The following is a 26605-nucleotide window of genomic DNA, read 5'->3' on the forward strand; positions in this document are numbered from 1 at the left end:
CTGTAAAATTCTTAATCGTTTAATTTTCTCGTCATATCATGCCATTCCTCGCCGCCCCAGGTGGATGCGGAGATTCCCTCGTCGCGGAAATTCATCTTTTTGTACATCTCCACCTTATCCTGCAGGCAGGTCAGAATGAGCTGTTTTCTTCCGTTTTTCTGTTCCCGGCGGCTGTACTCTTCCATCAGCGCGCGGGCGATTCCCTGGCCGCGGTATTCCGGCAGGACACTGAGGCCCAGCAGTATAACGTTTTCACCCTTTGGGTCGTACAGACTGATTTCATCGAAAAAGGCATCACGGAATTTTGTCTCGTTTGTTGCAAGTCCGTTCAGCGTTCCGGCGATTTTTCCGTTTTCTTTGTCTACTGCCGCCAGAAACAGCTCCGGCGCGTACTGCACCCGCTCGCGCATACTCTTCTCGGAGCACGCCTCATTCGGCGGAAAGCACGCCAGCTCAATGGCAACGCCCTGTTCCATTTCATCCTGGCGGATGGTTCGAAGTTCATATCGTTCCATTTTATGGTATTCCTCCATTGCCCGCTCAAAAAACTGCAGAAAACCGTCTTCCACGGCAAGCTGATCGAGCGCGGCTTCTTTCTCATTCAGATCGTAATAATATTTTCCGGTCCGCAGATCGATCGACAGACGGTCGAGCGGAAAGCCTTTTTTGCTCATCGGATGGGGTGTGCTGACCATGCGGAAAGGAGCGCTCTCCATTGACAGGTCCATCGCGTCATAGCGGTGGTCCGCATCCAGGATCAGCGAAACTGCGTTTTTGTAGCGTCCCATCAGGCCGCCGTACTTTTCCGCAAGGGCGGCGTAATGTGCGGTCATTTCTTCATCGGACAGATACTTTCCGTTCACGGTCCGCACATGAACACCGGGCTGGTCGTCCTCGGATACGCCATCGAAATACAGACCGGAATCGCAAGAGAATACCGGCATGCGAAGTGCGTCAAAATAAGCTTCCGCTTTTTTTCTGGCATTTTCCAGCGGTGTTTTCCCATCTTCAACAATCTCCGGCAGTTCTGCACCGTTCAGATCTTTGAGGCCGATCAGTTCAATCCCAAGACCCGCAAGGCGGTGACGCATCGCGTCGAGTTTTGCCGGGTTGCCGGTTCCGTACAGTAACTTCATTTCTGCCCCCCTTTATGCCTCGATGCCGAACTCTTCCGGGCGGAAGCGCGGGCAGACATTTTCCGACGATGTGATGACAGATGCAGCAAGACGCGTACCGATTTCAACTGCCTGGCCAAGCGTTTTTCCATAGGTCAGACCGGCGGAAACACCTGCACAGAACGCATCACCGGCTCCTGTTGTATCTTTTACCTGTACTTTCTGCGCCGGGCAGAAGCCGCTCTCTCCGCCTGCTTCCGCATAAACCGCTCCGTCGCCGCCTATTGTTACGACCATGGCCGGAACATTCGCCGCTTTCAGGCGCTCGGCGAGAATCTTTTCCATCTCGGCCGGTGTTTTCTCACTGTAATCGTCGGAGAAGAAAACACCTGCCTCGAGCTGGTTGCAGATCAGGCAGTCAAATTTCTGCAGAAGATCGCGTCTGCCGACCGCAATGTTCATGTTGCTGACAACGCCGTACAATTTTTTATCATACTTTTCACAGAGCTGTACCAGCTTTTTGATGATCTCTTTGTCCATATCGATCTCCGCCACAACAGAATCGCAGTTTTCGATAATTTCATCTCCGTTTTCTTCCAGAATATTGAGAATCGGCATCAGGTTCGGGCGCTGGGAAATGGAGCCCGCCAGATCACCGTTGTGATCGAAGACAGCAAGCCATGTTCCCATACCGTTCGGGATTTCTTTCATGTATTCGGTGTTGACTTTATGGCGCTGCAGTTTGCGCACAACATCCTCGCCGAGTGCGGTATTGTCCGCAATTCCAAGGAAAGTCGGGCGCAACTCCAGATTTGCGATGTCCTCCACCACGTTTCGGCTCACACCGCCGTGGATATATTCGACATGGCCGGCGTTTCTGCCGTCCGGGACGTAGATGTTCTCTGGAAAACCTTTGATATCCACAAAAACTGCTCCTAATACTACGATTCCATTTTTATTTACTGCCATGTTTCTTTTTTCCTCTCCTGTTTTTTCATTCCTTCTTTTTTCAGACAAGCCTCTTCGTCTGTTTCACGAAATTATTTTCTTCTGTTGTATTAAGCCTTCTTTCGCGTTAGTAAACAGACTGTCTACACATGGCACGATACCTTCTGATTGATGTCTGGTATTGTGCCCGTTCGCGGAAACATATCCTGTCAAAACGGAAACATGTCCACACCTTCTGAAACCGCGCATTCATGGCTTCAAACCGATGCAATCTGTGGCAAATTTGACATTCATATCACGGTCTTAACCATTGAAGTCTATGGGAACAAGTCAGCATAAGATCCTTCCTACCTATATAATGCAAGGCAAGTCTACACTGCTGCTCCCTGCCACTGTCTCGACAGTTGAGACAGTGAAGGTCGACTTATATCCTCATAACATGCCGGTGATTATCTCAGATGAGCCCATACACTCGACAAGGTTGAATTGCCGGATTTCACCGTCTCGACCTGAAATATTGTCCCTATTTCTTTGCGCTTTCTTCCAACTCCAGCATATACCTATCAAAGTCGGACATGAATAATCTGTCCTGGATCACGCGGTATTTTTCAAATTCTGTCTCAGCATGAAGCTTTGCAATTTCCGCTGTCACCTTGCCTGCATCCTGTAAAATACCGTAATCAAACATTTCAATGAAGCTATTGAGCCTTTTTTCCCAATCCTGCATCGTAAGCGGAATATGCCGTAATGTCATGTTTTCCGCAAAATCCAGGTATGCCGTAACCATACGATTCAGCTGCTTCATTTCATCCTGACTCAGATAATTCTTCGCAATCGTGACATCGCTTTTCTTAATCTTTCCATCAGGAGCATCTGCCCAGGTAGTTAATCCCATATGTTCCTTTGTGTGGTCGGCTCTTTCCACGATCAGCTCAGCTGCTGTATGTCCATGAACTGCGTAATGCATTTTATTCTGAACGGTCGCATAGAATCTTCTCGTCGTTGCAGAATTCTTATCATAATCAATGGCTGTAGCATACAGATCGGTGATCTTCTGATAGAACTTTCTTTCGCTCGCACGGATCTCACGAATACGCTCTAACTGTTCATCAAAATACTTTTCAGTCAGATACGTTCCTCGCTTCAGCCTTTCATCATCCATCACCCAGCCTTTGATGGTGTAGTCTTTAGCGATCTGGTTTACCCATTTACGGAACTGTACCGCTCGCTCAGAATTGACCTTAAAGCCTACGGCAATGATCATTTGAAGGCTATAGTGCTTGGTATCGCGTGTGACCTGACGAGAACCTTCGGTTTGAACTATTCGGAAATTCCGAATAGTTGCAGCCTCTTCCAATTCACTATCTGCGTATATTTTTTTAATATGTTCATTTATCGTCGGTAAACCAACATCATACAATGTGGCCATCATCTTCTGTGTCAGCCATATATTTTCATCCTCATAGCGCATTTCTATGCTGTCCTGCTGATCACCTACAGAGGCAACATAGGTCAGGTATTCCGCTGCGCTTGAGCGGATGGTTATCTCATCTTTTTTCTTTGCCAAATGAAATGCCTCCCTTTTTCTTATCACTAGATCCAGCCATTCTTCTTAAATTTCTCAATCTGAGCCAATTCTTCCTCAGAAGGTTCTTCTGCCTTACCCTCACTAGCCGGAACGTCCAAATATTCGTTATCCCATCTCTTCATAATTTCGATCACCTCATCAGATACGCGAATATCGCGTTTCGTGATGGATTCCAGATTCCAATCCATTACATCAGAGGTTCCCATTGCCTTGGTAATTACAATCTTGGAAGAGGTGTACTCTTTTTTCTTCTTGCCAAAATATCCATTACCAGCGACAATGTTCAGCTTCTTTTCAAATGGGAGTTTGTTTCCTATATGCTCAATTCTCTCTTTGATGGTTGCGTCTGGCTCATCCGGGAAATAATTCGTCTGCCACTTCTGCGGAAAGATATGTTCTATCTCCCACTTAGCCGGAAGCAGATCATCCTGATGTTCATACGCAAGCGTCTTCAGAAGCATACGCACTGCATTACGATTCGGATTCTGGATATACGGCTCCAGCTGTGTCATATCGACAGTCTTAAACTCAAACGTAGGTATATCCGATGCTACAATTGCAGAATTCAGCTTCAGGATATCCGGCTTTACAGCATTGATTGTCGGTATCATCAAGTATTTTGTCATCAGCTCCATGAGCAGCTTATTCAAGAACCGAGCAAATCGTGTTTCAAAATTTTCTTCATTCCTATAGCAAACATAGTAAATAACAACCGGGTATTTCCAGTACTCGTTCGGATATGAAGTCAGAATATCCAGTGTCTGCCTTATTTTAATATTCTTGGACCAGGCTTCATCTTCAAGTTCCTCTCCTTTGTTTACAACCTTCCACAGATTCAGGATAACAAAAAGAGTGTCCAACAATTCAGGCTTATACAAGCGCTCAAACTTATTAGCCGCATAATACTTCCTGACGCCAGGAGTAGTCGTCTTCGTATCCTTATCCAGTGCGCGATAATAAAACATATTATAGTAGAACAGCTGTTGAATACTTTCATTCGCATCAGTAGACTGCTCATCTAAATCTTTCCAGCGGTCGATAAATGCCTTCTTATCATCCGGCGCAAGTTGGTTGTAAATCTTTGCCTTAAAAATATCTGCGTCCGACAGAGGAAGACCTCTATCATTCAACGTTGAGAAAATAGTCAACGCAGTATCCTGGGTATCTGCTGTGATAGGCAGCAGAATAGCCTGGTTCAGGAGCGCATAAATAAACTGATATACCATCAATGGATTCTCAGTGGAATGCTTATCAAACAGCTCTTGAAAATGGCGATAGTTTTTCGAATAGTTGTCTTTCGCATCCTCATCCGCTTTTCCGGTTTCCAAGATTGATCGCAAAATTTCATTTCCTTCGTTATTCACAACTCGTGATGTCAAAAGGATATTTTTGAAATCCACCATTCCGGTAAGTTTATTGGTTCTCCAGATGGTAGGCTCAATCTTTCCAATAAAGTTATTGGCCTCTGCCGTTCTCTCTGATGCAGGCGTAGCAACAAGCTTCGTATAAATCGCACACAGCAGCAGAAACAAAGACGTAATACGTTGCTGTCCATCGATTATTTCCTGCTCACCATCTTCATTTTCGTAGGAAACCACACTTCCGAGGAAATAGGAACTCTCTCTTTCTGTACCGCCACTTGTAGCAGTAAAATCCCATAAATCCTCAAAGAGTGTTTCTACCTGTTCATCTGTCCAAGCATATGGTCGCTGGTACTCAGGAATAACAAACGGTTTTGATTTTCCGCTACCCAGGAGCGCTTCCACGCTTTGTTTATTTACTTCTATCGTTGTTGGCATGTTTACGCCCTCCTCTTTTATATCTATATCCAGTAGCAACCTTCTAAGATCATTACTTGCCGTAAGGCACGGGGTCTTCAGCTACCATAAGCAAAGGTGACGGCTCATCGGAATATGTCACAGGCGGATGCTCTAATACATTTTGCTTCATGAGTACACTGCCCGCATACATAACATATTTCATACCGCTTGCGACAGACATCTCCTCTGCGGCCTCTGCCTTTGCCTTTACGACTTCATCATCGATCATATTGTCACCCTTGACCTCAATAAGCTGATATGAACCATCATTCATCTTAGCCAAGAAATCCGGATAATACTGCCTAATACGTTTTGATTCTGGATCATAATACTGAACAAATAAATCTCCCTGATTGGCCGTAAACATACCAGTAAAGTATATTTCTTTGACCTTTTTACTTGAAATATACTGTAAGAAGCATTCCTTCTCCGGCTTTGAATCAAAGCAATATGTGTCGGCATGAAAGCTTTTCTTGATTTCCTCAGGACTAAAACTATTATGATCTTTTTCTATCACCAAATTCTCATCGGCAGAGAACTCATAATATCCTGAATCTTTTGGCTCTTTTAGTAATATTACATCCACATCCTCATTCTTCTGCTCAGATTTAACCTCATAAAGTGTGTTGAAGATTTTGGGTATAATTACATCATCCAATACTTCGTTATGCTTATTTACTGCTTTAACTAAGTTGTCAAATTCATCAATAGCCTCAGAAAGAATTCGACTAATTAAAACACACGACAAGTTCATATAGCGTGAAATTTCGCCAATCAATGAAAACCTGCTATATCTCATCTGATCTTTGATATCATCAATTACTGTTTCTTTGGTTGAAAGCTCAACTAGTAATATTATCCTTGGTTATTTTTTCGGTCTCATGTCTAAGTGCTGCACGATGTACGTCTTCAATCGTTTCATGAACCAGGGTACCGAATAACATAGCTCCCTGACGAATAGGCATAAATTCCAATTCTTTATAAAATTTGTACTGAAGGGCACAGGTCTCATAAACAGCAATATGTGATGTGAACGAAAAAGTATTTTTCAAATTCACGCTCTTTACTGTATGAAAAGTAAACTCAGAAAGATCAAGTGCCTCCACACTTTGAAGCTCGCCATAAACTTCTTTAATATACTTACTTGGTGTTTTCTTATCTTCGTTACAGGTTAGCACCAATAAATCCTGTGCTCTGGAAAAGGCTGTATAATACAATCTCCAGAAATCAAAGAGTTTCATTTCGTCGTATGGTTCAAATGTCTCTCTATGGTAATATCTTCCTTCAATTTTATTTAGGATATCCTTATAGCTTTTTCTCGGAACATTCCCTAATGAATCTACAAACACAACAGGAAACTCCATGCCTTGTAATTATAAGGCATAGTTTGACCACCTCAGCACATTATCGAATAATCAAGTTTAATCGTTATCGTTCTGAGCAGATGAAGTTAACTCCATCATCTTTTGTGCGTATGTAGCTCCATCAATTTCTTCATCAGCATACTGTCGCATAAGCTCATCAATCTGTTCTTTTAATTCTTCTCTAGTCATCTTTTCGCTCCCTTAAATTATTTGTTATAGTTTCTAAAGTCTTCTTCTGATTCATAAATATCATCAGTGGAAATACTATTCTTATGACCACATTCGGTACACTTCCACACATAATGATGGTCATCAAATCCCAGTTGGTCATTCAAATAGGCATTACAACGGTCACAGTACCAATCAAATCCCGGAAATCTTTCACTCATCTTCGCTACCTCCTTCTTCATCTGGATGTGCAGCATCATATTCTTTAATACCATTTATGATTTCTGCTTTTGCTTTTTCTATTTCGGTTTCGTTGTTCTTCTTTCTCGATTTGAAATAGTCAACAACTTTAATAGTTGCCGCAGTCAATAATGAAGCACCAACTGCCGCTACTCCAAGCCAAGGCAGCATCTCCATTTTACCTGCCTCTTTGCTTGCAAGCTCCAGCATTTCAACATACTTTTCTGGGCCTCCTGCTACTTTTGCATCTTTTGATAATTCTGCATAATCCCAATTCTGAGCCATACTATTCCTCCTCTTGACTTTTAGTCTTTTCATCGAGCTCTTTTATAAGTCTTTCTGCTTCATTAATACGCTGTTGTTCTTCGTCAATCTCTTCCTGAAGATGCTTGATACTCTTTTTCTTTCTAGCAATAATTTCTTTGGAAGATTGGATATTGCCTAACAACAACTTACGTATTTCTGAAGTATTAACGTGAGCATTTTTTATCTCATCATTCTTTATAAGCTGTTGAGCAAGAATGCCTCCAACAATCGCAGCTGTAGCTGTTGTTAAGCCGACTGGCGAAGCCAATAACCCTGTAGCAATACCGGCGTACTTTGGAGAGGTTTTAAGAAAAGCATCAAGCATTGATTTTGTTACTACATTTCCGCCTTTTCTCGATTCTTGAATTGCTTCTAGCTTACCTGAACGAATCCATCTTCTTACGGTTTCTGGATTTGTATTTAGCATATCTGCTATTTCCTTAACACTATAAGTATCCATCAAGCTCCCTCCTTGTAGTAATAATGTATCACAACAAATGTAGTATTACAAGAATAAATGTAGTATTAAATTGTGAAGTTTATATTAACATCATACACGCACGAAACCCTCCCACCCATGATGGTTGAGAGGGTTTTAATTTATAATTCTGGAATACCAGTCTTTATTTCGTTTTCATTATAATCCAATTTCAATTCTTTTCTTAACAGATTATAGTCCTGCACAATTGCAACGACTATATCTTTTATCATTCTGAATTCTTCTTCATCAGCAATATCTTTAACATCAATACTTCCACCTGAACCATTTCCCGAATAATGGTCTGCGGCAAATCTATATGCAACCGCAAGCTTTAACAGTTTTTGTGAAGCCAAACTGCCATTGCTTATTATGTAATCACACAACTCTTTCTTGTTAAACTGCGATATCGGTGTTTCAATCTCTTCTGTTTTTCTTGTAACAGATGAACCATTTGCTTTGCTTATATTGAAAGTAGTAGTTTCCTTGTGTGTTGGCGTAATTTCTAAAAAAGGAGCCTCTTCAAAAGGTATATTTCTTTTATCTGTCAGTTCTATAAAATGCCTAACATACTCAGACTGAATAATAATCGCATACAATTTGCAGTATAACTCAGAGTACTGTTTATAAAAGAAATCATATTTGAACTTTACATCATTTGAAAAAAGTTCAAATCCTTCACGGAACTCTTGCTGGACTTCCTCGGTCTTTCTTGTAATTTCTTCTATGTCTTCTTTAGTTGCTAAATTCTTACCTTTTTCATCCATGTATGAAGGAAGATAATTTTTGACAAACAAACCAATTAAAAACACTGCAACTGTCAATAAAATTTCAAATATCAATATAGCCCAATCCATATTAATTCCTCCTTGTATTTACTGATTCATGCTTAACGCTTTTTCATAACATCTAATCCACAGCCTAAACCCTTTGACCGTTTTTTCAGTAGATATGTTTCAATATAAGAAATACGGACTTTCATGAGCTATTGCCTAATCTCAAAAAAAGCCCGTAAATACGCTACTTTTCGCTATTTATTTCTCTTTCTTTGACATCAAGACTACCGTCTCCACATGCTCCGACCACGCGAACATATCATACCCCCATGCCTCTTCTGCCTTATATCCGTGTTTCGTCAGATACCACAGGTCTCTCGCCAATGTCTCCGGATTGCAGGAGACGTAGACCACTTTTTTCGGTGAAAGGGTTACGACAGAGGACAGAAAGGCTTCATCACTGCCGGCTCTTGGCGGGTCCATGAAGACGACGTCGGCTTTTTCGCCTTTTTCGGCCATGGAGACCATGAAGGCGCCGGCGTCGTTCTGGTAGAAGGAGACGTTTTTGATTTGGTTTCGTTTGGCGTTTGTTACGGCATCGCGGACAGCGTCCGGGTTCAGTTCTACGCTGATGACTTCTCTGGCGTCACGGGATGCGATCAGGCCGATGGTTCCGATTCCGCAGTAGGCGTCCATGACGCGCTCGTTTCCGGTAAGGCCGGCCAGGGAGATGGCTTTTTCGTACAGGTTCTTTGTCTGAACCGGGTTGACCTGGTAGAAGGACTGCGGGGAGATGCGGAAGGTGCAGCCGCAGAGTTCATCTTCGATGTAGCCGCGTCCGAAGAGGACGATGTCGCGTTTTCCGAGCACCATGCTGTCGGTGCGGTCGTTGACGTTCAGTACGATGGTCGTGATCTCCGGGTGGAGCTTGCGCAGGGCTTTCACGAACTTGTTCTTCGACGGGAAGACCGGCGATACGCAGACGAGGACGACCATGATTTCTCCGGAGGCAAAACCGGTGCGCACCATGACGTGGCGCAGGAGGCCGTAGCCGCTGTCTTCGTTGTAGATCATGATTTTGAAGCTCTTCAGCAGACTGCGGATATCGCGGATGATGGCATCGGCGCGCTGATCCTCAAGCAGACACTCTTCGACCGGGACTACTTTGTGCGTTCCTTTTTCGTAGATTCCGGATACGATCGTTCCGTCTTTTTTGCGTGCAAAGGCGGAGTTGACTTTATTCCGATAATGGTAGGGATTTTCCATGCCGACCATGCCTTTGACCGGGACAATGCCTTTCAGTGTTTTCTTAATGAACTGCTCTTTTTTCGCAAGCTGCTCCTCATAGGAAAGTTTCAGATACGTGCATCCGCCGCATTTTTTCTGGTATGGACATTTCGATTTCGACGAGGATGCGCCCTTTTTCTGCTCTGCCTTTGCCGGTGCTGCTTTCTCTTCTTTTCTGAATTTCTTCACCGGCTCCGCATTGTTCCCGTTTTTCTTTCCTTTGTCCTGTCCAAACGTTCCCCGTTTTCCGGTTTTGTTTTTCTCCTGGTTCATATGGAATTTTTCAACTTTCCCATCACCGGTTTTCTTTCTGTTCTCCCGAAAATCTTCCTTTTTCTTTCCGGTCACTCTCTCACTTCTGTCGCCAGAAAATGCTTTTCTGTTCTTCTCTCTTTGGTTTTCCACTTTCTCTTACCTTCTTCCTCTATTTCGCAAACCCGCGCAGCAGCGCGATCTCTTTCGCATATCCATCCAGCTCATTCGGTGTTTCCAGATAGAACGGCAGTCCCGCAAGCGCCGGATGCGTCACGATCCGCTCAAATGCCGCAAGCCCCAGCGATCCCTCGCCGATCTTCTCATGGCGGTCCTTATGGCTCTCAAACGGATTCTTGCTGTCGTTCAGATGAATTGCTTTCAGCCTCGAAAGTCCCACCACGCGGTCGAACTCCTCGAGCACATCATCGAGGTGATCCACAATATCGTATCCTGCATCGTACACATGGCACGTATCCAGGCAGACGCCCATGTGGTCTTTTAATTCCACGCGATCCAGAATCGCCGCCAGCTCCTCAAACGATCTTCCGACCTCGGTTCCTTTTCCTGCCATCGTCTCGAGCAGCACAGTGGTCGTCTGCTCCGGTTTTAAAATTTCGTTCAGCATCTCCGAAATCAGACAGATTCCCTCTTCCGCACCCTGTCCGGTGTGGCTGCCCGGGTGGAAATTGTAGCAGTTTCCCGGCGTGTATTCCATCCGCTTCAGATCATCCGCCATCGTCATCCATGCAAACTCTCTCGTGTGCGCATCCTTCGAGCACGGATTCAGCGTGTACGGCGCATGCGCCAGAATCTGTTCGATTCCATGCTCCTTACTGTAGGAAAGAAACGCTGCGACATCCGCCTCGTCGATGGCTTTCGCTTTGCTTCCTCTCGGGTTTCTTGTAAAAAACTGAAAGGTATTCGCCCCGATGGACACCGCCTCTTTTCCCATGGCAAGGTATCCTTTGGACGATGATAAATGACATCCTATTGTCAGCATATTATTCTCCTTTTATTTCCCGGCCCGCAGTTCACAGATTTCCTGCGGGCCGCAGCATCTATAGCACAATTTTCCGGTACGAAATTCCCATCTCCGAGAGTGCTTCCTCCTCCCGCTTCTGACACGTAAAGAGCAGCACCTGCGTCCGGCTTTCCGCCAGCCATTTCAAAGTTTCTTTCAGCCGGTTTTCATCATAAAACGCAAACGATTCATCGAGGATCACCGGCAGCTCCTCTTCCCCGCAGAGCACATCCATCGCCGCCATGCGGAGTGCAAAGTACGCCTGCTCGATCGTGCCGCGGCTGACCTGCTCAAGCGGCACGTACTCGTCCGCGGTGTGGAGCCCGATCCGCAGATTCTCATCCATATTCACCTGCAGATAGCGGCCGTTCGTCAGCGATGACAGCGTTTTTGACATCTGCTGTTTTAAGCGGTCACCAATCCGGCTCTGCATCTGCACGGAGAGACGCTGAATCGTCTCCCCCGCCATGGAAAGCGCGTCGAGTTCCTCCTGCAGGTGATCTTTTTCCGTCATGGAAATGCAGAGTTCCTCGTATTCACTCTGCAGATTCGACAGCACCGTCTGTTTCTGCCCAAGCTCCTGCTTCAGGCGGTCCACATTCCACTGCTGGCGGCGGATCGCCTGCTCCTCCGGCTCCGTCACGACCTGCTCGACCTCCGTTTTCCGGTGGCGGAACAAACTGTACGCCAGATACAAGAGCGCCGCAATCGCAAGCCCGAGTCCCGTTCTCGTCAGCAGCGAATCAATATGGAAGAACTGCAGAATGCATAAGAACAAGAGAAATCCAGCCAGCGCCACGCACGCGGCACCCCATTTGCGGCTCTTCCGAGATTCTTTTTTCATCTTCCGCACCCGTTCGATCGGCACATCCTTCTGATAAATATCCCGCTTCATCTGCTCTTTCGCCTGCTGCAGATTCTCCTCGCTCTGACGGCACTCCTCCGTAAAAATGGAAATTTTCGTCTCAAGTTCTTCCTTCCGTTTTTCCAGTCCCGCCAGCGTCTTTTTCTGTTCCTGCTCCAGGCGCTTTCTCTTCTGCTTCAGCAGATCCAGCGCCGCCGCCACATCGAGCTCTCCATCGCTGCTCCCCTGGTAATTTGCCATATAGTTCCGCAGCTCGTCTGCAAGCCCTTCCTCGGTTCTGCCTTTTAACTGCCCGATGGAAGCCGTATTATCATACACAATTTCGCTGACACCGCCGAGCAGCATGGAAAGATCGCCGTCCTCCACGGAGAGTACCTCGCCGTCCGTCAGGCACACCAGCTTTGTATCGGCGTTCTGCCGCCCGAAATTCCGTGTCAGGCGGAACCGTTTGCCGCCGCTTTCAAACACCATCTCTCCCGCATAGTATGCCGGATTTTCCCATGGCTCATAACGACTGTAGACATCATTTTTTGCCGCCCGCCCCCGGCCGCGTGTCATGCCGAACAGCATGCTGCGGATGAAGGTATGGACGGTCGATTTTCCGCTCTCATTTTCCCCGCTGATGAGCTGAATCCCATCGGAAAATTCCAGTGTGCGGTTCTGCATTTTTCCAAAATTGCGGATTTCCAGTTTTTCTATTTTCATCTTCTACGCCTCCCGCAATCTTTTTTTCAGCCGTTCCTGCGCGCCGCCAGCAGCGCCTCGAGTCCATAGTCGAGTGCTTTCTGCGACTGCACATCCGTCTTCGTTTCAAATGCTTCAATGTAGGCACTGATCAGACCCGTGCCATACGTTTTCTTCAACTGTTCCAGATCATACGCCGGGCGTGTTTCATCCTCCACCGAGATAATTCTTCCGCAGTCCATCAGCCGCTTCGGAGAAAATTCCAGCTCGGCGGCACGGTGCCCCACAAGTTTCAGGCGGATGATTTTCCGGATCTTCCCATCCTCCCGCAGCGCCAGCTCCTGTGTCAGCTTCGTCTCCAGCGCATACTGTGTCAGATCCTCCGTCACGTTCAACACCAGATCTTCGTACTCATATCTGGCAAACGGCACAAACTGAATCCGCGTGCCGTGCTCGTCCACCGTTCCGCGGATGTAGCCGTGCGGCCCCAACTGAGTCTCATCCGTCGGTTCGAGTGCGCCTGCGTATGCCATTTTGTCGGGAATAAGAATCCCCGGCTTATGAATGTGTCCGCACGCAATATAATCAAACCCAGCCTGCGCCATGCGGCCCGGATTCCACGGCATGTGGCGGGCATCGCCGCCGTGCGCGAGCAGCAGATGATATTTCATTTTGCCCTCCGGCCGCACGCCGTCCAGCCGGTTTTCCAGGATCTCTTTTTTGTCGTAACTGCATCCGTACACCGCCGTCTTCTTCTCCGGAACTTCAACACAGTCCGGCTCCGGCGACAGGAGCATTACCACGTTGTCTGCCCAGTCGAAACCGCGGTAAAAGCTCTCCCGCTTCACATAATCGTGGTTTCCGGCAATCAGCACGACGATCGTCTCCGGGATGGAAGCAAAGAGATCATTAACCTCTTTCAGTTCCCGAAGCAGCGGCTGACGCTGGAACAGATCTCCCGCGATCAGCAGAAAGTCCGTCTTTTCCCGACCGGCCAGGCGGATGATCCGCCGGAAGCTCTCCCAGATGGCCTCCCCGCGCTCCTCGCTCCAGGGAAATCCCGCATCCGGCTGCATGCCGAGATGCACATCCGCAATATGAATAAACCGCATACGCCACACTCCTTTCTGAACTCATTTTCTCTATTACTACAATACGGACGTCAGGCGCACTAAATCCACATTGGATTCCACTGCACCCGGCATCCGTATTTTTAAATCTCGTAACGATTCAGAGCCCCATCTCGATTTCGCTTCGCTACATCTCGATATGGCTTCTCGCCATATGAAATTCCAGAAAAGAACGCTCATTCATGCAAGCATGATTCGCATTCTTTTCTTCCATTTCGCATGGCTCTGAATAGTTCTATATTTTCTTTTTACAGCTCGCAGTTGTTTACTGTTCTCGGGAACGGGATGACGTCGCGGATGTTGCCCATTCCGGTCAGATACATAACGCATCTCTCAAATCCCAGTCCGAATCCTGCGTGGTGGGTAGAACCATATTTTCTGAGGTCCAGATAGAATCCGTAATCTTCCTCAGCAAGTCCCAGCTCTTTCATACGTCCCAGCAGTTTCTCGTAATCGTCCTCACGCTGGCTTCCGCCGATGATCTCTCCGATGCCAGGAACCAGACAGTCCATAGCGGCAACGGTCTTGTTGTCATCGTTCAGCTTCATGTAGAACGCTTTGATCTCCTTCGGATAATCGGTAACGAAAACCGGTCTCTTGAAGATCTGCTCGGTCAGATAACGCTCATGCTCGGTCTGCAGATCGCATCCCCAGTATACTTTGTAATCGAATTTGTCGTTGTTTTTCTCCAGAAGCTCGATAGCCTCGGTGTAGGTTACACGGCCGAACTCAGAATTTACGACATGGTTCAGACGCTCGATCAGTCCCTTATCCACGAAACTGTTGAAGAACTGCATTTCTTCCGGTGCATGCTCCATAACGTAGCGGATGACATATTTCAGCATTGCCTCAGCAAGCTCCATATCGTCCTCCAGATCAGCGAAAGCGATTTCCGGCTCGATCATCCAGAACTCTGCTGCGTGGCGGGTGGTGTTGGAATTCTCTGCACGGAAGGTCGGTCCGAAGGTGTAGATGTTGCGGAATGCCTGTGCAAAGGTCTCGCCGTTTAACTGGCCGCTTACGGTAAGGCTTGTCTTCTTTCCGAAGAAGTCCTGTGTGAAATCAACAGCGCCGTCCTCGGTTTTCGGAATATTGTCAAGATCCATGGTGGTTACCTGGAACATCTCGCCGGCTCCCTCGCAGTCGCTTCCAGTGATCAGCGGAGTGTTGACGTAAACGAAGTCTCTCTCCTGGAAGAACTGATGGATCGCATAAGCGCAGAGGGAACGAACACGGAATACTGCCTGGAAGGTGTTGGTTCTCGGACGCAGATGGGAAATAGTACGAAGGTACTCCATGGAGTGGCGTTTTTTCTGCAGCGGGTAATCCGGTGCGGAAGCGCCCTCTACGGTAACTTCTGTCGCCTGAATCTCAAACGGCTGTTTTGCCTGCGGAGTAGCAACCAGAGTACCTTTTACGATGATGGCTGCGCCGACGTTCATTTTGGAAATCTCAGCGAAGTTTTCCATCTCGTCGTGGTATACGATCTGCAGAGTTTCGAAATAGCTTCCGTCGTGCAGAACGATGAAACCAAAGGTTTTGGAATCACGTACGCTGCGCACCCAGCCGCCTACGGTTACTTCTTTGTCCAGGTATGCTTCCCGGTTTTTATAAATCTCTCGGATGGTTGTAAGTTTCATTGTCTTTTTTCTCCCTAATATTCATAGTGCTTTCTTTATTTTAGCACTTTTTCGTTCATTAGAAAACCCCGCAAATCACTCGATCTTTACTTTTTTGATATAACTGATGAAGACATTGCCGTTCTGTGCGAACAATGCATCGCTGTCATCGTCAGAAAGTGCGGTTGTCTCACCCGCTGCCGGGTTATACAGCCAGGAATTTCCGAAAATATCGTATCCGGTCAGAAGCAGGCTCTCGTTCGCGCCGGTCTTCACGACAACGCCGTAACCGCTGCTGATCATGTAAAGAATTTCTTCTCTTGTACATCCCGTCAGGTTCAGCAGCTCGTAATCATCACCGAGCGACTCCTTCAGCACGTTTTCGTCAAGCGATGCACTCTGGAATCCGGACGGCATCGTTGTCTCATCGAGGCGCATGCCCTGCTGGCGGTTTCCGCGCTCCCATACGTAGGACTGGCTGCTGTTCAGCACAACGCCGACATTCTCATCGGCAAGCTGTACGGCCTCCGCCGGGGAGCTTAAAATGGCGATCAGCTTTCCTTTTCCGTAAACATAGTAAAGATCCGCACTGCCCGTATCGTACGACATCGTAAGATCGGTCCGCAGTGTCGAATAAATATATTTCGGTGTCAGTGTCAGAAGCGACTGTGTTTTGCCGCTCGTCGAGAATTCCAGGAGGAACTGCTGCTCTCTTCTGTCATCCACCGTCGCCAGACGGCCCGTCACCAGCTCCTGGCTCTGCTGCTCGCCGTTCATGATGTGATCCTCCGGCGCATCCGCATAGCCGTTTTCCTGGCGTATCACGCGGTCCAGCTCCAGAAGGCCGTCCGAAATCGACACGCCTGTCACATAATAGCCGTCCTGGTGATACTCTTTTTTCACGGTTCCGTCGATGCTGACAATCCGCACCGTATGCATGGCAAAAACTTCATTGCCGGAAATATCTTTTAAAATATCGCTGTCGTTTGCCATACCATAGACAAAGTCTTCATTGATAAAGCCAAGTACCCGGATCTTCTGTCCGTCATCCGCCGCAAAGCGCTGCGTTTCCCCGCTCTCCAGGTTCATCACGGTGATGTTCATCGCACTGCTTGCATTGTCCGCATCCATCCACGCGATGCTCTCCTGGCTTTCCGATACTACAAAGCAGTCCTCCGGGATACTTTCCCGGACCACTGTCGTCGTGCCGGTTTCAATATCCACCTTGCACAGGTCCTCGTTCAGATAGAGATACATCTCTTTCTGCTGATTGACATAGGAGAGACGGTCGAGCTGTTTTTTCAGCATCTCATACGAAATGTCTGCCGGGACAAAAATCTCCTCGGTCGCCACATTCCGCTCGGCGCGGTAATAGTAAACGGCTGCTCCCACTTCACCCTCGTGGTTTCCGCGGTTCATATAGCCGTAAACAACAAACGTCACGTCACCCGCATCATCCACACGCACAATGTTGACATCGTGCTCTCCATGCTGCTCCCGGTCATCCAGACTGCCGTTCTCGCGGAAGCTGAACACGCGGATCGTCTTGTTGGCACTGCGGTTGTAGCACCAGAGATCGCCGTTTACCACAAACGCAACAATATCACCTGCCGTATTCGTCACATACTCGGTATCCTCGCCGGTCACACCGAGGTTGATGCCGGATTTCGTCAGAACACCAAGCTCAGGATCAAAGATCTGCTGTGCGCTCCGCTCGAAGTCCAGCAGAATAATCTCTCCGTCGGACTCTCGCATCCGGTAGAACTCGCTTACGGTATAATACTCCGTCTGTCCGTTCTCATCCTGCGCACTGATCATGTACTCCTGTGTGATGCTGGTCGTCGTCTCATTCGCTTCTTTGATCTGCTGCACCGGCTGCTGTACGATCGTCGGTGCGAGGCTTCCCCAGGAAATCTGGTCGAGGCTGGAATGAATGTTGACATTGAGGAACGAAGAATTATCCCCCGTCTCATCCGGCTCAAGCTGCGGAACGAGCGCTTCCGCCTGCGTTTTATCCAGGCATGTCTGCGCAAACATCTGCGTGTAGGCCAGATAATCGCCGACCTCCACGCCGTTGCGCTGTACAATGCGGGTGTAATACCAGGCAGACTGGCCGTCCCCGTAGGCAACCTCGAGCTTCAGCGTATATTCCTGATTCATCAGAATCGCGGTCTCTAACTGGAAGTCTGCTTTCAGATAGCTTCCGTCCTCGTCAAACGATTTCAGCACCGAGTTTTCAATCAGCGCTCCGCCGTCTGTGCTTTCCACCGTATAGGTCACGTTTTTAATTTTCTGTCCCTTCGCATCAATTTCAAGCGTAAGCGAACGGTCCATCGGCAGCGGTGTCAGGTTTTCTCTTGTCGTTACGCCGTTCATCTCCTGGCGGTATCCGTACATGCGGTTCACTGTCGTGTCCGCGGTCTTCATGTACAGCACCGGAAGACTCGCTGCGTCCAGATCGGTCGCATTCTCCGTCGTCTCGTGGCTCATCAGGTGTGTGAACACAACGACTGATGCGGCAAAAACAAGAAAAAGGATCAGAATCCTTGCTGCTCTTTTATTCATCACGGCTCCTCCTTTTCTGTCAGGAGGTCTGCCAGTGTCGGCTTCACATGGTACGCTTCCATGCACGCTTTCAGTTCTTCCGGCAGTTTTTTCGAGCCTTCCTGGCGTTTTACCGCGCGGATCAGAAGATTCTTCGGCGTGTGCTCCATGTCGATGAATTCGAGAATCTGTGTCTCATAGCCTGCATTCTCCAGAAGCTTTGCCCGGATTCCGTCGGTCAGAAGCGCCGCCATGCGCTCTTTTAAGATGCCGTAATCCATGATCGGATACAGTTCTTTGTTTGCAATCTGGCGGTTCAGCTCATGCTGGCAGCACGGCACGGAAAGAATAACTTTTGCATTCCATTTGACGGCTTTTTCCAGCGCATAGTCAGTCGCCGTATCGCACGCGTGCAGCGTCACCACCATATCGACCTCGTCGCGGCCGGTATAAGAAGCGATGTCGCCCTGATAGAAATGCAGCTTTTCATAGCCGTATTTCTCCGCCAGTCCGTTGCAGATCGCGATGACATCCTCTTTCAGATCGAGTCCGATGATGTTGACATCCAGTTTTTTCAGTTCGCGGAAGTAATAATACATCGCAAACGTCAGATACGATTTTCCGCAGCCGAAATCGAGAATCGTGATCTCGCGGTCCGATGGGAGCTGCGGCAGGATATCTTCGATGAACTCCAGAAAGCGGTTGATCTGGCGGAACTTGTCGTAGCGGGTCCGCACGATTTTGCCTTCTTTTGTCATAACACCGAGATCCTGTAAAAAAGGAACCGGGATTCCTTCTTCCAGAATATACCGTTTCTTCCGGTTATGCGCCAGATTGACGGGTTTGCCGGTTCCTTTCATATGCGGTTTCTTTTTGATCGTCATCGTTCCCTTTTTGCTGACCAGAACGGAGGCGGTGCAGGTGTCGGATTCGAGCTGCATCTGCTTGAAGGTTCCGTTCATCCAGTCGCTGATCTGGGTGATCACATCGTCTTTTGTCATATTTTTATGAAACTCCTTCGCGCCGACCGTTTCCTGGCACTGAAAGAGCAGTTTTCCTTTTATTTCAACCGGGCGGATTCTCACTTTGGACACTTCACTGTCCCCTCTTGGGCCGCTGATCGTAATGCGGTACAGCCCTTCCCGGATTTCATCCTGTAATAATTTCTGTAATTCCATTTATACTCTCCAAACTTCCTGAATCGTTTGTAAACATGTGTAATAAAGCCCCTTACAACCCCGCTAATATTGTAATCTGTTTTCCGCAAAACCACAACAGAAAAATTATTAAAAATGTGTTACCCTCTTATTACTTTATGGCGCGGTTAAAGCCACAGATTGTAATAATGTTTCCTCCTGCTCCGCCTCCGGAACATTTCATTATAAAAAAGAACGCCGATCAGATCGAGCAGTTCCTCTTCTGCCGTTTTCTCATCCTTCCCACCGTTTTCCCTGCCGTACTGACGTGCAATATTCCGGCAGGTGTGCTCCATCATGAGCCGGTCCGGGAACTCGTCGTACATCATGCTGCCGCGGTAATCCATGCGGTCACACTCTGCCTCCACCAGCCGCTGCAGATCCGATGCCGTCCGGGAATAATACGACTGCATCCGCTGCCGTTCCCGCGCTTCCTGCTGCTCCTCCATACTTCTTCCCCATAAGGGCTGTGCCGCAAAAAACGGCTCCGGCCGTTCCATCGGATTTCCCTGATAGGAATTTCTTCTATTTTCATATACTCTATCCTGATTCATGCCTGTTTTATTTCCTTTTTGCTCTTCCTTATACCATATGCACACCGCCGCCATTCTGCCGTTTCCCAGATCTCAAACACAATTTCACTTGCCAAAACCGCCGTTCCGTACTAAAATACAACCTGTATCTATTTTTCCGATACATCATATAGGAGTGAATATCATGAATCTGAATATGCAAGCTTTCAACATCAACACGCTGCTTGGCGGTCTCGATAAAGTCCGGGACGTCATGGGTGTTTACCAGCAGCAGCTTCTTCTGATTGTGATTGTTTTTGCCCTGCTGAACTGTTTCTTCGGCTATGCGCTCCGCAAACTCTGGAGCGTCATTCCCGGATTTTTTCTCGGCGCGGCCGCCGGTTATGCAGCGGGTACCTACACGAATCAGACCACGACGATCACCCTGGCGCTTGCCGTCGGCACCGGTCTTCTGACCGCAATCATTGCCTTCGTCCTCTACCGGATCGGACTCTTTCTTCTGATCTGCGGACTCGTCGGCTTTTGCCTCTGGCATCTCGTCAATCCAAACGACATCACCGGCTATGGGCTCGTCTCCCTTGTCGCTTTTGTGATCGGCCTGATCTGCGTTCCGTTTGAGCGCATCTCTGTCATCCTGGTCACCTCCATCTGCGGCGCCCTCACGACGATCCGCATGGCATATTTCTTCAAAGACCTGGACCTGAACATGATGTTCTGGATTGTCTCTGCCATTCTCGCCGCAGCCGGCATGCTCTTCCAGTTTAAACCGTGGAAAGAAGCCGACTACTGGGAGGATGACGACGAAGAAGAACGCGAACACCGTGCAAAGGCGCGCGCCAGACGGAAGCGCAGATCCGGTTTCGATCCTCTTCCATCCAGAAAGAAGAAAAAGAAACGCCGCAGCTCCTCTTCCTCGTCTTCCGGCAGCGCAAGAGACCCGTACCGCAGCTATCAGAAACCGTCAAACCGTACCCGTGTTTCGCAGAACACCATGTACGATTTCCGTTTTGTTCCGGAAGAACCTGACGATGACGACGATGAGGAAGATCTTCCAAAAATCATCCGCCGCCGGCCATCCGCAAAACCGGCCGCTCCGGAGAAGTTTGACGAAGAAGAAACATCCCCAAAAGCTTCCATGGGCGACACGAAGCCGTATACCTCTCCTTCCAAACCGCAGATCACCGAAGACGGCATCCCGGATGTCGATCTCTCCGCGATCCGGCAGCAGATTTCCGAAGAGGTACAGAAAATTTACGAAGACGATCAGAACTCGTAATCCGCACTGCAGCGCAGAAAACCCGGCAGGCAAAGGAACATTCCCTTGTCTGCCGGGTTCATTTTTTATCTTATAGCAAGACCCGAAAATAATTTTCAGTTATAAAGATACTTCTGATTTGTCTCCAGATCGATCGTGTCTTTGTCGAGCCACTGATATCCCGTATCGATCTTCTGATCTACCGGAAGTCCCTGAATCGCGCGGACGGCCGCCACGATTGCCGCATAGCCAAGACCGTACGGATTCTGCGTTACGGTACCGTACTCGCGTCCCTCCTGAATCGCTTTCTGCTGTTTTTCACCGGAATCAAAACCGACAATCTGAATCTGCTCAGTATTTTCCATATCCGCCAGCGCATCCAGCGTCTGGTCTGCCATGTCTTCGTTCGTACAGAAGATGCCCTTCAGAGCCGGGTAGGTTTCAAGTGTATTTTTCAGCATGTCCGCGATGGATTCTTCTCCATCTCCGTAATTCACCTGAACCACTTTCACGTCGGTATATTTTTCTTCGATCTCTTTTTTAAATGCTTCCACGCGCTCTACGCTGCTCTCGGTGTTGTACTGATGTGCAACAATCGCAACCTCTCCGCTGTTGCCGATCGCCTCACAGAGATGGTCTGCGGCAAGCTTTGCTGCCGCTGCGTGATCGGTCGCACATGTCGAGGTGATCAGATCACTCTCGATACCGGAATCCGCGATGATGACTGGAATCTGGCTGTCGGAAGCCTCTTCCATCTGTGCCTGTCCCGACTGCTGGTCAATGATGCTGAGGATCAGCGCGTCCGGATTTTCCGAAATGACAGAGTCGATGATATTGATCTGAGAGTTGGTGTCACTTTCACTTTCCGGGCCTTCAAATGTCATATAAACTTTGTCGTTTCCGGTGTAGCCAAGCGAGGCGTTCAGATCGTCAAGTGCCTGCTGCGCACCAGCTTTTACGGCTTTCCAGAAACCGGCACTTAAGTCTTTTGCAACCACGGCGATGTACGAGCCTTTTTCAACGGTAAGTCCATCCACGGTGTCGTACAATGCTTCCATGCCGTCTTTGTGCGGAACGGTGATTTCTATTCGTTTTTTGTCTGCTTCTTTTCCTTCATCTCCAGAGCTTTCAGAAGATGTGGATGCACTGGCTGACTCTGCTGTAGAATCTGCGCTGGACGATGAGGCCTCCGGACTTTCTTCTGCCGCCGGAGTTTCTGTCACTTCCTGAGACGACGATGCTGCGGTGCTCTTGTCTGTCACTGCTTCTTTTCCGCATCCAGCTGCCGAGCACAGCAGGATTCCGGAAAGCAGTACTGCAATCATTCTGCGTTTCATAATTCTCCCTTTCTGCTTTGCCTGATGAATCATTTTCCATTACTTTTTACAGTTTTGTTACATAACCTTTCTCTATTATACACAAACCGTAAAAATAGTCCAGTCCTGTTTTCTTATGATTTTCTGAACTTTTTTGCAATTTCACATAGCTCTGAATAGTTACACAAAGCTGTGGAAGATTTCACCTTCTGGTTTTACGGTAAACGAAAGCCGTTTGCCTGTCCGCGGATGCTTCAGCTCGAGATGATGCGCGCACAGCGCCAGAGATCCTTTCTCTTTCGCCCCATATTTTGCATCCCCCGCCAGCGGATATCCCGCATGGGAAAACTGGACGCGGATCTGGTGATGGCGGCCCGTTCCGAGGTGGATCTGCACCAGGGTTCGATTCTCCTGTGTCCTTATCGTTTCATATTCCAGCACCGCTTTTTTCGCTCCGGCGGTGCCTGGCTGTACGACGCGGGATGTGTTGCTCCGTCCGTCTTTTACAAGGAAATTCTCAAACTTCTGCACGCCCTGTTTTTCGATTTTTCCCTCACAGACGGCGAGATACTCTTTCTTCATCGTCCCGTCCTGCACCTGCCGTCCCAGTTTTCCTGCGGCGTCTTTGTTTTTCGCAAATACCAGCACGCCCTCAACCGGCTGATCGAGCCGGTGCACGACCGCCAGATATGGAATCTGAGTCCGCGCCTGACCCGGTGTTTTCGCCCTTGCCTGCTTTGCCAGATAATTCAGCAGCGCATGCTCCAGATCCATCTGTCCCATCCGCGCATTCTGCACTGCCATGCCCGCGTGCTTGTGAACAACAAGAATATCGTTATCTTCCATTAAAATATCTTCTCTGCAAAATCCAGCCACTTTCTTCTCCTGTCCTGACTTCTCATTTTCGATACACGGATTTCTCCGCTGTTATGCTTTAAGAAGTATGCACCATTTCCGCCGCATCTGTCAAGAAAAACATGCCCGGCGGACGAATTACACAACACAGAAAGCGATCGCCATACCAATCATTTTTTTCTGATACAGCGACCGCTTTTTCTTTATTTTCCATATTCAGTTTTTTCTCTACTTTCAAGGATTTTCACTGGTTTTCTTTCTTTACCGATCTGTGATCTTTGTTTTCGCTTTCGTTTGATATTTCAAAGATCGTTTCTCTTCCATTTCCCTGTTGTAGATTTTTTTTCGGGAAGATGTTCTTTTTCAGAGGCTTTTCCTTTGCGGTTAAGATTTCCACTCCGAAAATCTTTTCCTTAGGATTTCCTGAGATCTGCTCTGATCTCATGTTTATCAAAAGGTTTTCTTTCGAACTTCTTTTGTATGGATCTTTATCTCAGGTTTTCTTTCCTTTCGGAAGTCTCTCATCTTAAGAACATCTTCCTTTTCCCTTTTTTCCATTCTTCTATAGAAGATTTCTCGTCTCTTTCTATGAAAATGGTTTGTTCTCTTGAAAAGGGGGTCCCAAGTTTTTCTCTTTGTACCTCTTGGTTAGGTTTCTGTTTTCTTGTTTCTTTGTGATTTTAATATAACAGATCCTCCATCATTTGTCAACACATTTTTAAAATATTTTTACTGTTTTTTTATATTGCTTTTTCTTTTCTTGACTATTGTGTCTATTTTCTGAATTTTATATTGTTTTCTGATATTTTATTTCAAATAAGAACACAGAAAAAGAGCTGTGAAACAGGCTTTTTCTCCTGCCTCACAGCTCTTTCGCAATACTTATCCTCTATAATAGTTGATCAGGCATCCCTTGCAGATGATTTCTCTCTCATCGTCGGTCAGTGCGCCTAAAGTCATCTCGAATGGAACGAGTGCGCCGTCTTTCACAACGTACGCTTTGATCACATCAGCCTTCTCTTCCACTGCCTTGCGGATCTCCGGTACAAAGATGTAATCTCCGTTTGTAAACGGCAGATCTCCCGCCGGGATCAGGAATGGAAGCATGCCCCAGTTGATCAGGTTGGAGCGGTAACGCTTCGTTGCATACTCATTGGCGATGTTTGCCCAGCCTCCTAATACCTTCTGGCAGGAAGCTGCCTGCTCACGCGCAGAGCCGTCGCCCGGTTTTACAGCGAAGATGGTGGATCCGACACCGACGTTTGTCTTGTCGATATCCGGGTACTGGGTATGGATGGCTGCGAAGACCGGTTTCAGTTCCGGAAGTGCCTCTGCCGGGCAGTTTCCTTCCTGGATGGCTTTCTCTGCGACCTGTACTTCTTTTGCACGTCCCACGTAAGCCGGATCTTTTCTTGACAGGGTGAACTCTGCCAGTCCGAGCGGGTTGGAACGGAAGGAAGAAGTCTCGCCGGACGGAATCAGCTCATCGGTTGTCGTAACCGGATCGTGGATCTCGGAAACAACCTTCAGAATCAGGTTCTCGGCAAGCTGCGGCATAGCCGGCCAGTCTTTGATGTTCGGTCCGAACTGGATTTCTACAGACGGATCTGCCACACCCTTGCTGTCGAAGACACGGTTCTCGTAAATCTTCTTGTCGAAGTGGTATGCCGGTTTCGTGTATGTTCCGGTGAACTCGTCTGCTGCGGTCAGGAATCCCTTGTTTGCTGCGGTTGCTGCGATCGAACGCGCATCCATCAGGGCAACGGAAGAAATCTGGCCGTTCTGGATCTTGGAGCCCTCGCGGTTCGGGAAGTTTCTGGTGGAGTGACGGATTGAGAACGCATTGTTTGCCGGAGTATCGCCTGCGCCGAAGCACGGTCCGCAGAATGCGGTTTTTACGATGGCACCGGTTTCCAACAGGTCTGCCAGTTTTCCGTTTCTTGCCAGCTCCATATAGATCGGGGTACTTGCCGGGTAAACACTTAAGGTGAACGCATCGTCGCCAATGCTGTGGCCTTTCAGGATATCGGCTGCGTCGCAGATGTTTTCAAATCCGCCGCCGGCGCATCCTGCGATGATTCCCTGGTCTACCAGGAGTTTTCCGTCGTGTACTTTATTTTTCAGAGTGAACGGAACTTTTCCGTCGAGGCTGATGGCTGCTTTCTTCTCTACATCGTTCAGGATGTCATCGAGGTTTGCTTTCAGCTCTTCAATGGTATAAACATTGCTCGGATGGAACGGCATCGCGATCATCGGTTTGATCTTGTCGAGTTCTACTTTTACAACGCCGTCATAGTAAGCAACAGCGCCAGGATTCAGCTCTTTGTAGTCTGCGCTTCTGCCGTGGATCTGATAGAACTCACTGATCTTCTCATCGGTTCTCCAGATGGAGGACAGACATGTCGTCTCAGTCGTCATAACATCCACGCCGATCCGGTAATCTGCGCTTAAGGAAGATACGCCAGTTCCTACGAACTCCATGACTTTATTTTTTACATAACCGTTTGCAAAAACAGCGCCGATGATGGCAAGCGCAATATCCTGCGGTCCTACGCCCGGCTGCGGTGCGCCTGTCATGTAAATGGCGATCACTCCCGGCATAGCGATATCATATGTTTTGGAGAGAAGCTGTTTTACCAGCTCCGGTCCGCCCTCGCCCATGGCCATGGTTCCGAGTGCACCGTAACGGGTGTGGGAATCCGATCCGAGGATCATTTTTCCGCCGCCGGCAAGCATCTCGCGGGCAAACTGATGAATTACTGCCTGATGAGGCGGTACATAGACGCCGCCATACTTTTTCGCACAGGTAAGACCAAACATATGGTCATCTTCGTTGATGGTTCCGCCGACTGCGCAAAGGGAGTTGTGGCAGTTGGTCAGCACGTACGGTACCGGGAATTTTTCCAGTCCTGACGCGCGCGCGGTCTGAATGATTCCAACAAAAGTAATGTCATGCGATGTAAGTTTGTCAAATTTGATCTGCAGATTTTCCATGTTGCCGGAAACATTGTGGTTTTTTAAGATTCCATAGGCAATGGTTTCTTTTGCAGCATCCGCCGGACACGGCACAGCGCCGGTACGCGCTTTGAGTTCCGCGCGGCCTTCTTCTGTATCCGGGATGATGTCGGTTCCGTTGACAAGGTATGCACCTGTGTTCAGTAATTCAATCATGTCGTTCCTCTCCTCTTGTTGTTGATAAAATGTTGGGGGCAAAAAGTCTTTTGACCCTGGTATCTGCATAT

General features: G+C 48.0%; 24 protein-coding genes. 1 reads left to right on the forward strand and 23 read right to left on the reverse strand.

Annotated features, from left to right (window positions below):
- Nucleotides 1–11: 11 nt before the first annotated feature.
- From ACY2VW_RS03360 to ACY2VW_RS03450, 19 genes are all read right to left on the reverse strand, one after another.
- The gene (locus tag ACY2VW_RS03360; RefSeq protein ID WP_461877007.1) at nucleotides 12–1136 is read right to left on the reverse strand and encodes a non-canonical purine NTP pyrophosphatase; all 1125 of its coding nucleotides are present in this window, start codon (nucleotides 1134–1136) and stop codon (nucleotides 12–14) included.
- 12 nt (nucleotides 1137–1148) lie between these two features.
- The gene (locus tag ACY2VW_RS03365) at nucleotides 1149–2084 is read right to left on the reverse strand and encodes a carbohydrate kinase family protein (protein ID WP_461877009.1); all 936 of its coding nucleotides are present in this window, start codon (nucleotides 2082–2084) and stop codon (nucleotides 1149–1151) included.
- Nucleotides 2085–2586: 502 nt separating this feature from the next.
- Nucleotides 2587–3630 carry a virulence RhuM family protein gene (locus tag ACY2VW_RS03370; protein WP_195530799.1) on the reverse strand — a complete coding sequence of 348 codons (1044 nt, stop codon included), beginning with the start codon at nucleotides 3628–3630 and terminating at the stop codon, nucleotides 2587–2589.
- Between the two features lie 26 nt (nucleotides 3631–3656).
- A complete protein-coding gene (locus tag ACY2VW_RS03375) occupies nucleotides 3657–5450 on the reverse strand; it encodes a DUF262 domain-containing protein (protein ID WP_461877010.1) in 1794 nt (597 codons plus the stop codon).
- Nucleotides 5451–5502: 52 nt separating this feature from the next.
- A complete protein-coding gene (locus ACY2VW_RS03380; protein ID WP_461877012.1) occupies nucleotides 5503–6249 on the reverse strand; it encodes a TnsA endonuclease N-terminal domain-containing protein in 747 nt (248 codons plus the stop codon).
- A 64-nt stretch (nucleotides 6250–6313) separates the two neighbouring features.
- Nucleotides 6314–6820 (reverse strand): hypothetical protein, encoded by a 507-nt coding sequence (locus tag ACY2VW_RS03385; protein WP_461877013.1) that lies wholly within the window; start codon nucleotides 6818–6820, stop codon nucleotides 6314–6316.
- A gap of 72 nt (nucleotides 6821–6892) precedes the next feature.
- Nucleotides 6893–7024 (reverse strand): hypothetical protein, encoded by a 132-nt coding sequence (locus ACY2VW_RS03390; RefSeq protein WP_256359661.1) that lies wholly within the window; start codon nucleotides 7022–7024, stop codon nucleotides 6893–6895.
- Nucleotides 7025–7041: 17 nt separating this feature from the next.
- A complete protein-coding gene (locus ACY2VW_RS03395; RefSeq protein ID WP_461877015.1) occupies nucleotides 7042–7224 on the reverse strand; it encodes a Sec23/Sec24 zinc finger-containing protein in 183 nt (60 codons plus the stop codon).
- Nucleotides 7217–7528 (reverse strand): hypothetical protein, encoded by a 312-nt coding sequence (locus tag ACY2VW_RS03400; RefSeq protein WP_461877017.1) that lies wholly within the window; start codon nucleotides 7526–7528, stop codon nucleotides 7217–7219. The genes ACY2VW_RS03395 and ACY2VW_RS03400 overlap by 8 nt, the downstream gene beginning before the upstream one ends.
- Before the next feature lies 1 nt (nucleotide 7529).
- Nucleotides 7530–8009: a helix-turn-helix domain-containing protein gene (locus tag ACY2VW_RS03405; RefSeq protein WP_055226670.1), complete on the reverse strand. Its 480-nt coding sequence runs from the start codon at nucleotides 8007–8009 to the stop codon at nucleotides 7530–7532.
- Between the two features lie 140 nt (nucleotides 8010–8149).
- Nucleotides 8150–8884 carry a hypothetical protein gene (locus tag ACY2VW_RS03410; RefSeq protein ID WP_055226668.1) on the reverse strand — a complete coding sequence of 245 codons (735 nt, stop codon included), beginning with the start codon at nucleotides 8882–8884 and terminating at the stop codon, nucleotides 8150–8152.
- Between the two features lie 177 nt (nucleotides 8885–9061).
- Nucleotides 9062–10363, reverse strand: coding sequence for a 23S rRNA (uracil(1939)-C(5))-methyltransferase RlmD (gene rlmD / locus ACY2VW_RS03415; protein WP_461877045.1), 1302 nt, complete (start codon nucleotides 10361–10363; stop codon nucleotides 9062–9064).
- A 151-nt stretch (nucleotides 10364–10514) separates the two neighbouring features.
- Nucleotides 10515–11345, reverse strand: a complete 831-nt coding sequence (locus ACY2VW_RS03420; RefSeq protein ID WP_461877019.1) for a deoxyribonuclease IV — start codon at nucleotides 11343–11345, stop codon at nucleotides 10515–10517.
- Between the two features lie 58 nt (nucleotides 11346–11403).
- Nucleotides 11404–12936: an ATP-binding protein gene (locus tag ACY2VW_RS03425; RefSeq protein WP_461877021.1), complete on the reverse strand. Its 1533-nt coding sequence runs from the start codon at nucleotides 12934–12936 to the stop codon at nucleotides 11404–11406.
- A gap of 26 nt (nucleotides 12937–12962) precedes the next feature.
- Complete coding sequence (locus ACY2VW_RS03430; RefSeq protein ID WP_461877023.1) at nucleotides 12963–14027, reverse strand: metallophosphoesterase family protein; 1065 nt, start codon at nucleotides 14025–14027, stop codon at nucleotides 12963–12965.
- A 266-nt stretch (nucleotides 14028–14293) separates the two neighbouring features.
- Nucleotides 14294–15685, reverse strand: a complete 1392-nt coding sequence (gene asnS / locus ACY2VW_RS03435) for an asparagine--tRNA ligase (RefSeq protein WP_461877025.1) — start codon at nucleotides 15683–15685, stop codon at nucleotides 14294–14296.
- A gap of 75 nt (nucleotides 15686–15760) precedes the next feature.
- The gene (locus ACY2VW_RS03440) at nucleotides 15761–18229 is read right to left on the reverse strand and encodes a hypothetical protein (protein ID WP_461877027.1); all 2469 of its coding nucleotides are present in this window, start codon (nucleotides 18227–18229) and stop codon (nucleotides 15761–15763) included.
- Entirely contained in the window at nucleotides 18229–19386 is a 1158-nt protein-coding gene (locus ACY2VW_RS03445; RefSeq protein WP_461877029.1) for a class I SAM-dependent methyltransferase, read from the reverse strand. Before ACY2VW_RS03445 ends, ACY2VW_RS03440 begins: the two co-directional genes overlap by 1 nt.
- 146 nt (nucleotides 19387–19532) lie before the next feature.
- On the reverse strand, nucleotides 19533–19958 hold the full coding sequence (locus tag ACY2VW_RS03450; protein ID WP_082424871.1) for a hypothetical protein: 426 nt from the start codon (nucleotides 19956–19958) through the stop codon (nucleotides 19533–19535).
- Between the two features lie 163 nt (nucleotides 19959–20121).
- On the opposite strand from ACY2VW_RS03450, the gene ACY2VW_RS03455 reads away from it, so the two are divergent.
- Nucleotides 20122–21213 carry a TM7S3/TM198-like domain-containing protein gene (locus ACY2VW_RS03455; protein WP_461877030.1) on the forward strand — a complete coding sequence of 364 codons (1092 nt, stop codon included), beginning with the start codon at nucleotides 20122–20124 and terminating at the stop codon, nucleotides 21211–21213.
- 95 nt (nucleotides 21214–21308) lie between these two features.
- Here the strand turns inward: ACY2VW_RS03455 and ACY2VW_RS03460 are convergent, their stop codons facing one another.
- From ACY2VW_RS03460 to ACY2VW_RS03475, 4 genes are all read right to left on the reverse strand, one after another.
- Nucleotides 21309–22529, reverse strand: a complete 1221-nt coding sequence (locus ACY2VW_RS03460) for a substrate-binding domain-containing protein (RefSeq protein ID WP_461877032.1) — start codon at nucleotides 22527–22529, stop codon at nucleotides 21309–21311.
- A gap of 159 nt (nucleotides 22530–22688) precedes the next feature.
- Nucleotides 22689–23354: an RluA family pseudouridine synthase gene (locus ACY2VW_RS03465; RefSeq protein WP_461877034.1), complete on the reverse strand. Its 666-nt coding sequence runs from the start codon at nucleotides 23352–23354 to the stop codon at nucleotides 22689–22691.
- Nucleotides 23355–23442: 88 nt separating this feature from the next.
- The gene (locus ACY2VW_RS03470) at nucleotides 23443–23577 is read right to left on the reverse strand and encodes a hypothetical protein (protein WP_461877035.1); all 135 of its coding nucleotides are present in this window, start codon (nucleotides 23575–23577) and stop codon (nucleotides 23443–23445) included.
- Nucleotides 23578–24245: 668 nt separating this feature from the next.
- Nucleotides 24246–26534, reverse strand: coding sequence for a hydratase (locus ACY2VW_RS03475; protein ID WP_461877036.1), 2289 nt, complete (start codon nucleotides 26532–26534; stop codon nucleotides 24246–24248).
- Nucleotides 26535–26605: the final 71 nt, after the last annotated feature.

It is taken from the genome of Fusicatenibacter sp. (assembly GCF_977045365.1).

Bases quoted from the DNA above. Each gene is read 5' to 3' on its own strand.
- ACY2VW_RS03360 (WP_461877007.1), bottom strand. From the start codon at position 1,136: ATGAAGTTACTGTACGGAACCGGCAACCCGGCAAAACTCGACGCGATG.
- ACY2VW_RS03365 (WP_461877009.1), bottom strand. From the start codon at position 2,084: ATGGCAGTAAATAAAAATGGAATCGTAGTATTAGGAGCAGTTTTTGTG.
- ACY2VW_RS03375 (WP_461877010.1), bottom strand. From the start codon at position 5,450: ATGCCAACAACGATAGAAGTAAATAAACAAAGCGTGGAAGCGCTCCTG.
- ACY2VW_RS03390 (WP_256359661.1), bottom strand. From the start codon at position 7,024: ATGACTAGAGAAGAATTAAAAGAACAGATTGATGAGCTTATGCGACAG.
- ACY2VW_RS03395 (WP_461877015.1), bottom strand. From the start codon at position 7,224: ATGAGTGAAAGATTTCCGGGATTTGATTGGTACTGTGACCGTTGTAAT.
- ACY2VW_RS03400 (WP_461877017.1), bottom strand. From the start codon at position 7,528: ATGGCTCAGAATTGGGATTATGCAGAATTATCAAAAGATGCAAAAGTA.
- ACY2VW_RS03405 (WP_055226670.1), bottom strand. From the start codon at position 8,009: ATGGATACTTATAGTGTTAAGGAAATAGCAGATATGCTAAATACAAAT.
- ACY2VW_RS03410 (WP_055226668.1), bottom strand. From the start codon at position 8,884: ATGGATTGGGCTATATTGATATTTGAAATTTTATTGACAGTTGCAGTG.
- rlmD (WP_461877045.1), bottom strand. From the start codon at position 10,363: ATGAACCAGGAGAAAAACAAAACCGGAAAACGGGGAACGTTTGGACAG.
- ACY2VW_RS03420 (WP_461877019.1), bottom strand. From the start codon at position 11,345: ATGCTGACAATAGGATGTCATTTATCATCGTCCAAAGGATACCTTGCC.
- ACY2VW_RS03425 (WP_461877021.1), bottom strand. From the start codon at position 12,936: ATGAAAATAGAAAAACTGGAAATCCGCAATTTTGGAAAAATGCAGAAC.
- ACY2VW_RS03430 (WP_461877023.1), bottom strand. From the start codon at position 14,027: ATGCGGTTTATTCATATTGCGGATGTGCATCTCGGCATGCAGCCGGAT.
- asnS (WP_461877025.1), bottom strand. From the start codon at position 15,685: ATGAAACTTACAACCATCCGAGAGATTTATAAAAACCGGGAAGCATAC.
- ACY2VW_RS03440 (WP_461877027.1), bottom strand. From the start codon at position 18,229: ATGAATAAAAGAGCAGCAAGGATTCTGATCCTTTTTCTTGTTTTTGCC.
- ACY2VW_RS03445 (WP_461877029.1), bottom strand. From the start codon at position 19,386: ATGGAATTACAGAAATTATTACAGGATGAAATCCGGGAAGGGCTGTAC.
- ACY2VW_RS03450 (WP_082424871.1), bottom strand. From the start codon at position 19,958: ATGAATCAGGATAGAGTATATGAAAATAGAAGAAATTCCTATCAGGGA.
- ACY2VW_RS03455 (WP_461877030.1), top strand. From the start codon at position 20,122: ATGAATCTGAATATGCAAGCTTTCAACATCAACACGCTGCTTGGCGGT.
- ACY2VW_RS03460 (WP_461877032.1), bottom strand. From the start codon at position 22,529: ATGAAACGCAGAATGATTGCAGTACTGCTTTCCGGAATCCTGCTGTGC.
- ACY2VW_RS03465 (WP_461877034.1), bottom strand. From the start codon at position 23,354: ATGGAAGATAACGATATTCTTGTTGTTCACAAGCACGCGGGCATGGCA.
- ACY2VW_RS03470 (WP_461877035.1), bottom strand. From the start codon at position 23,577: ATGGAAAATAAAGAAAAAGCGGTCGCTGTATCAGAAAAAAATGATTGG.
- ACY2VW_RS03475 (WP_461877036.1), bottom strand. From the start codon at position 26,534: ATGATTGAATTACTGAACACAGGTGCATACCTTGTCAACGGAACCGAC.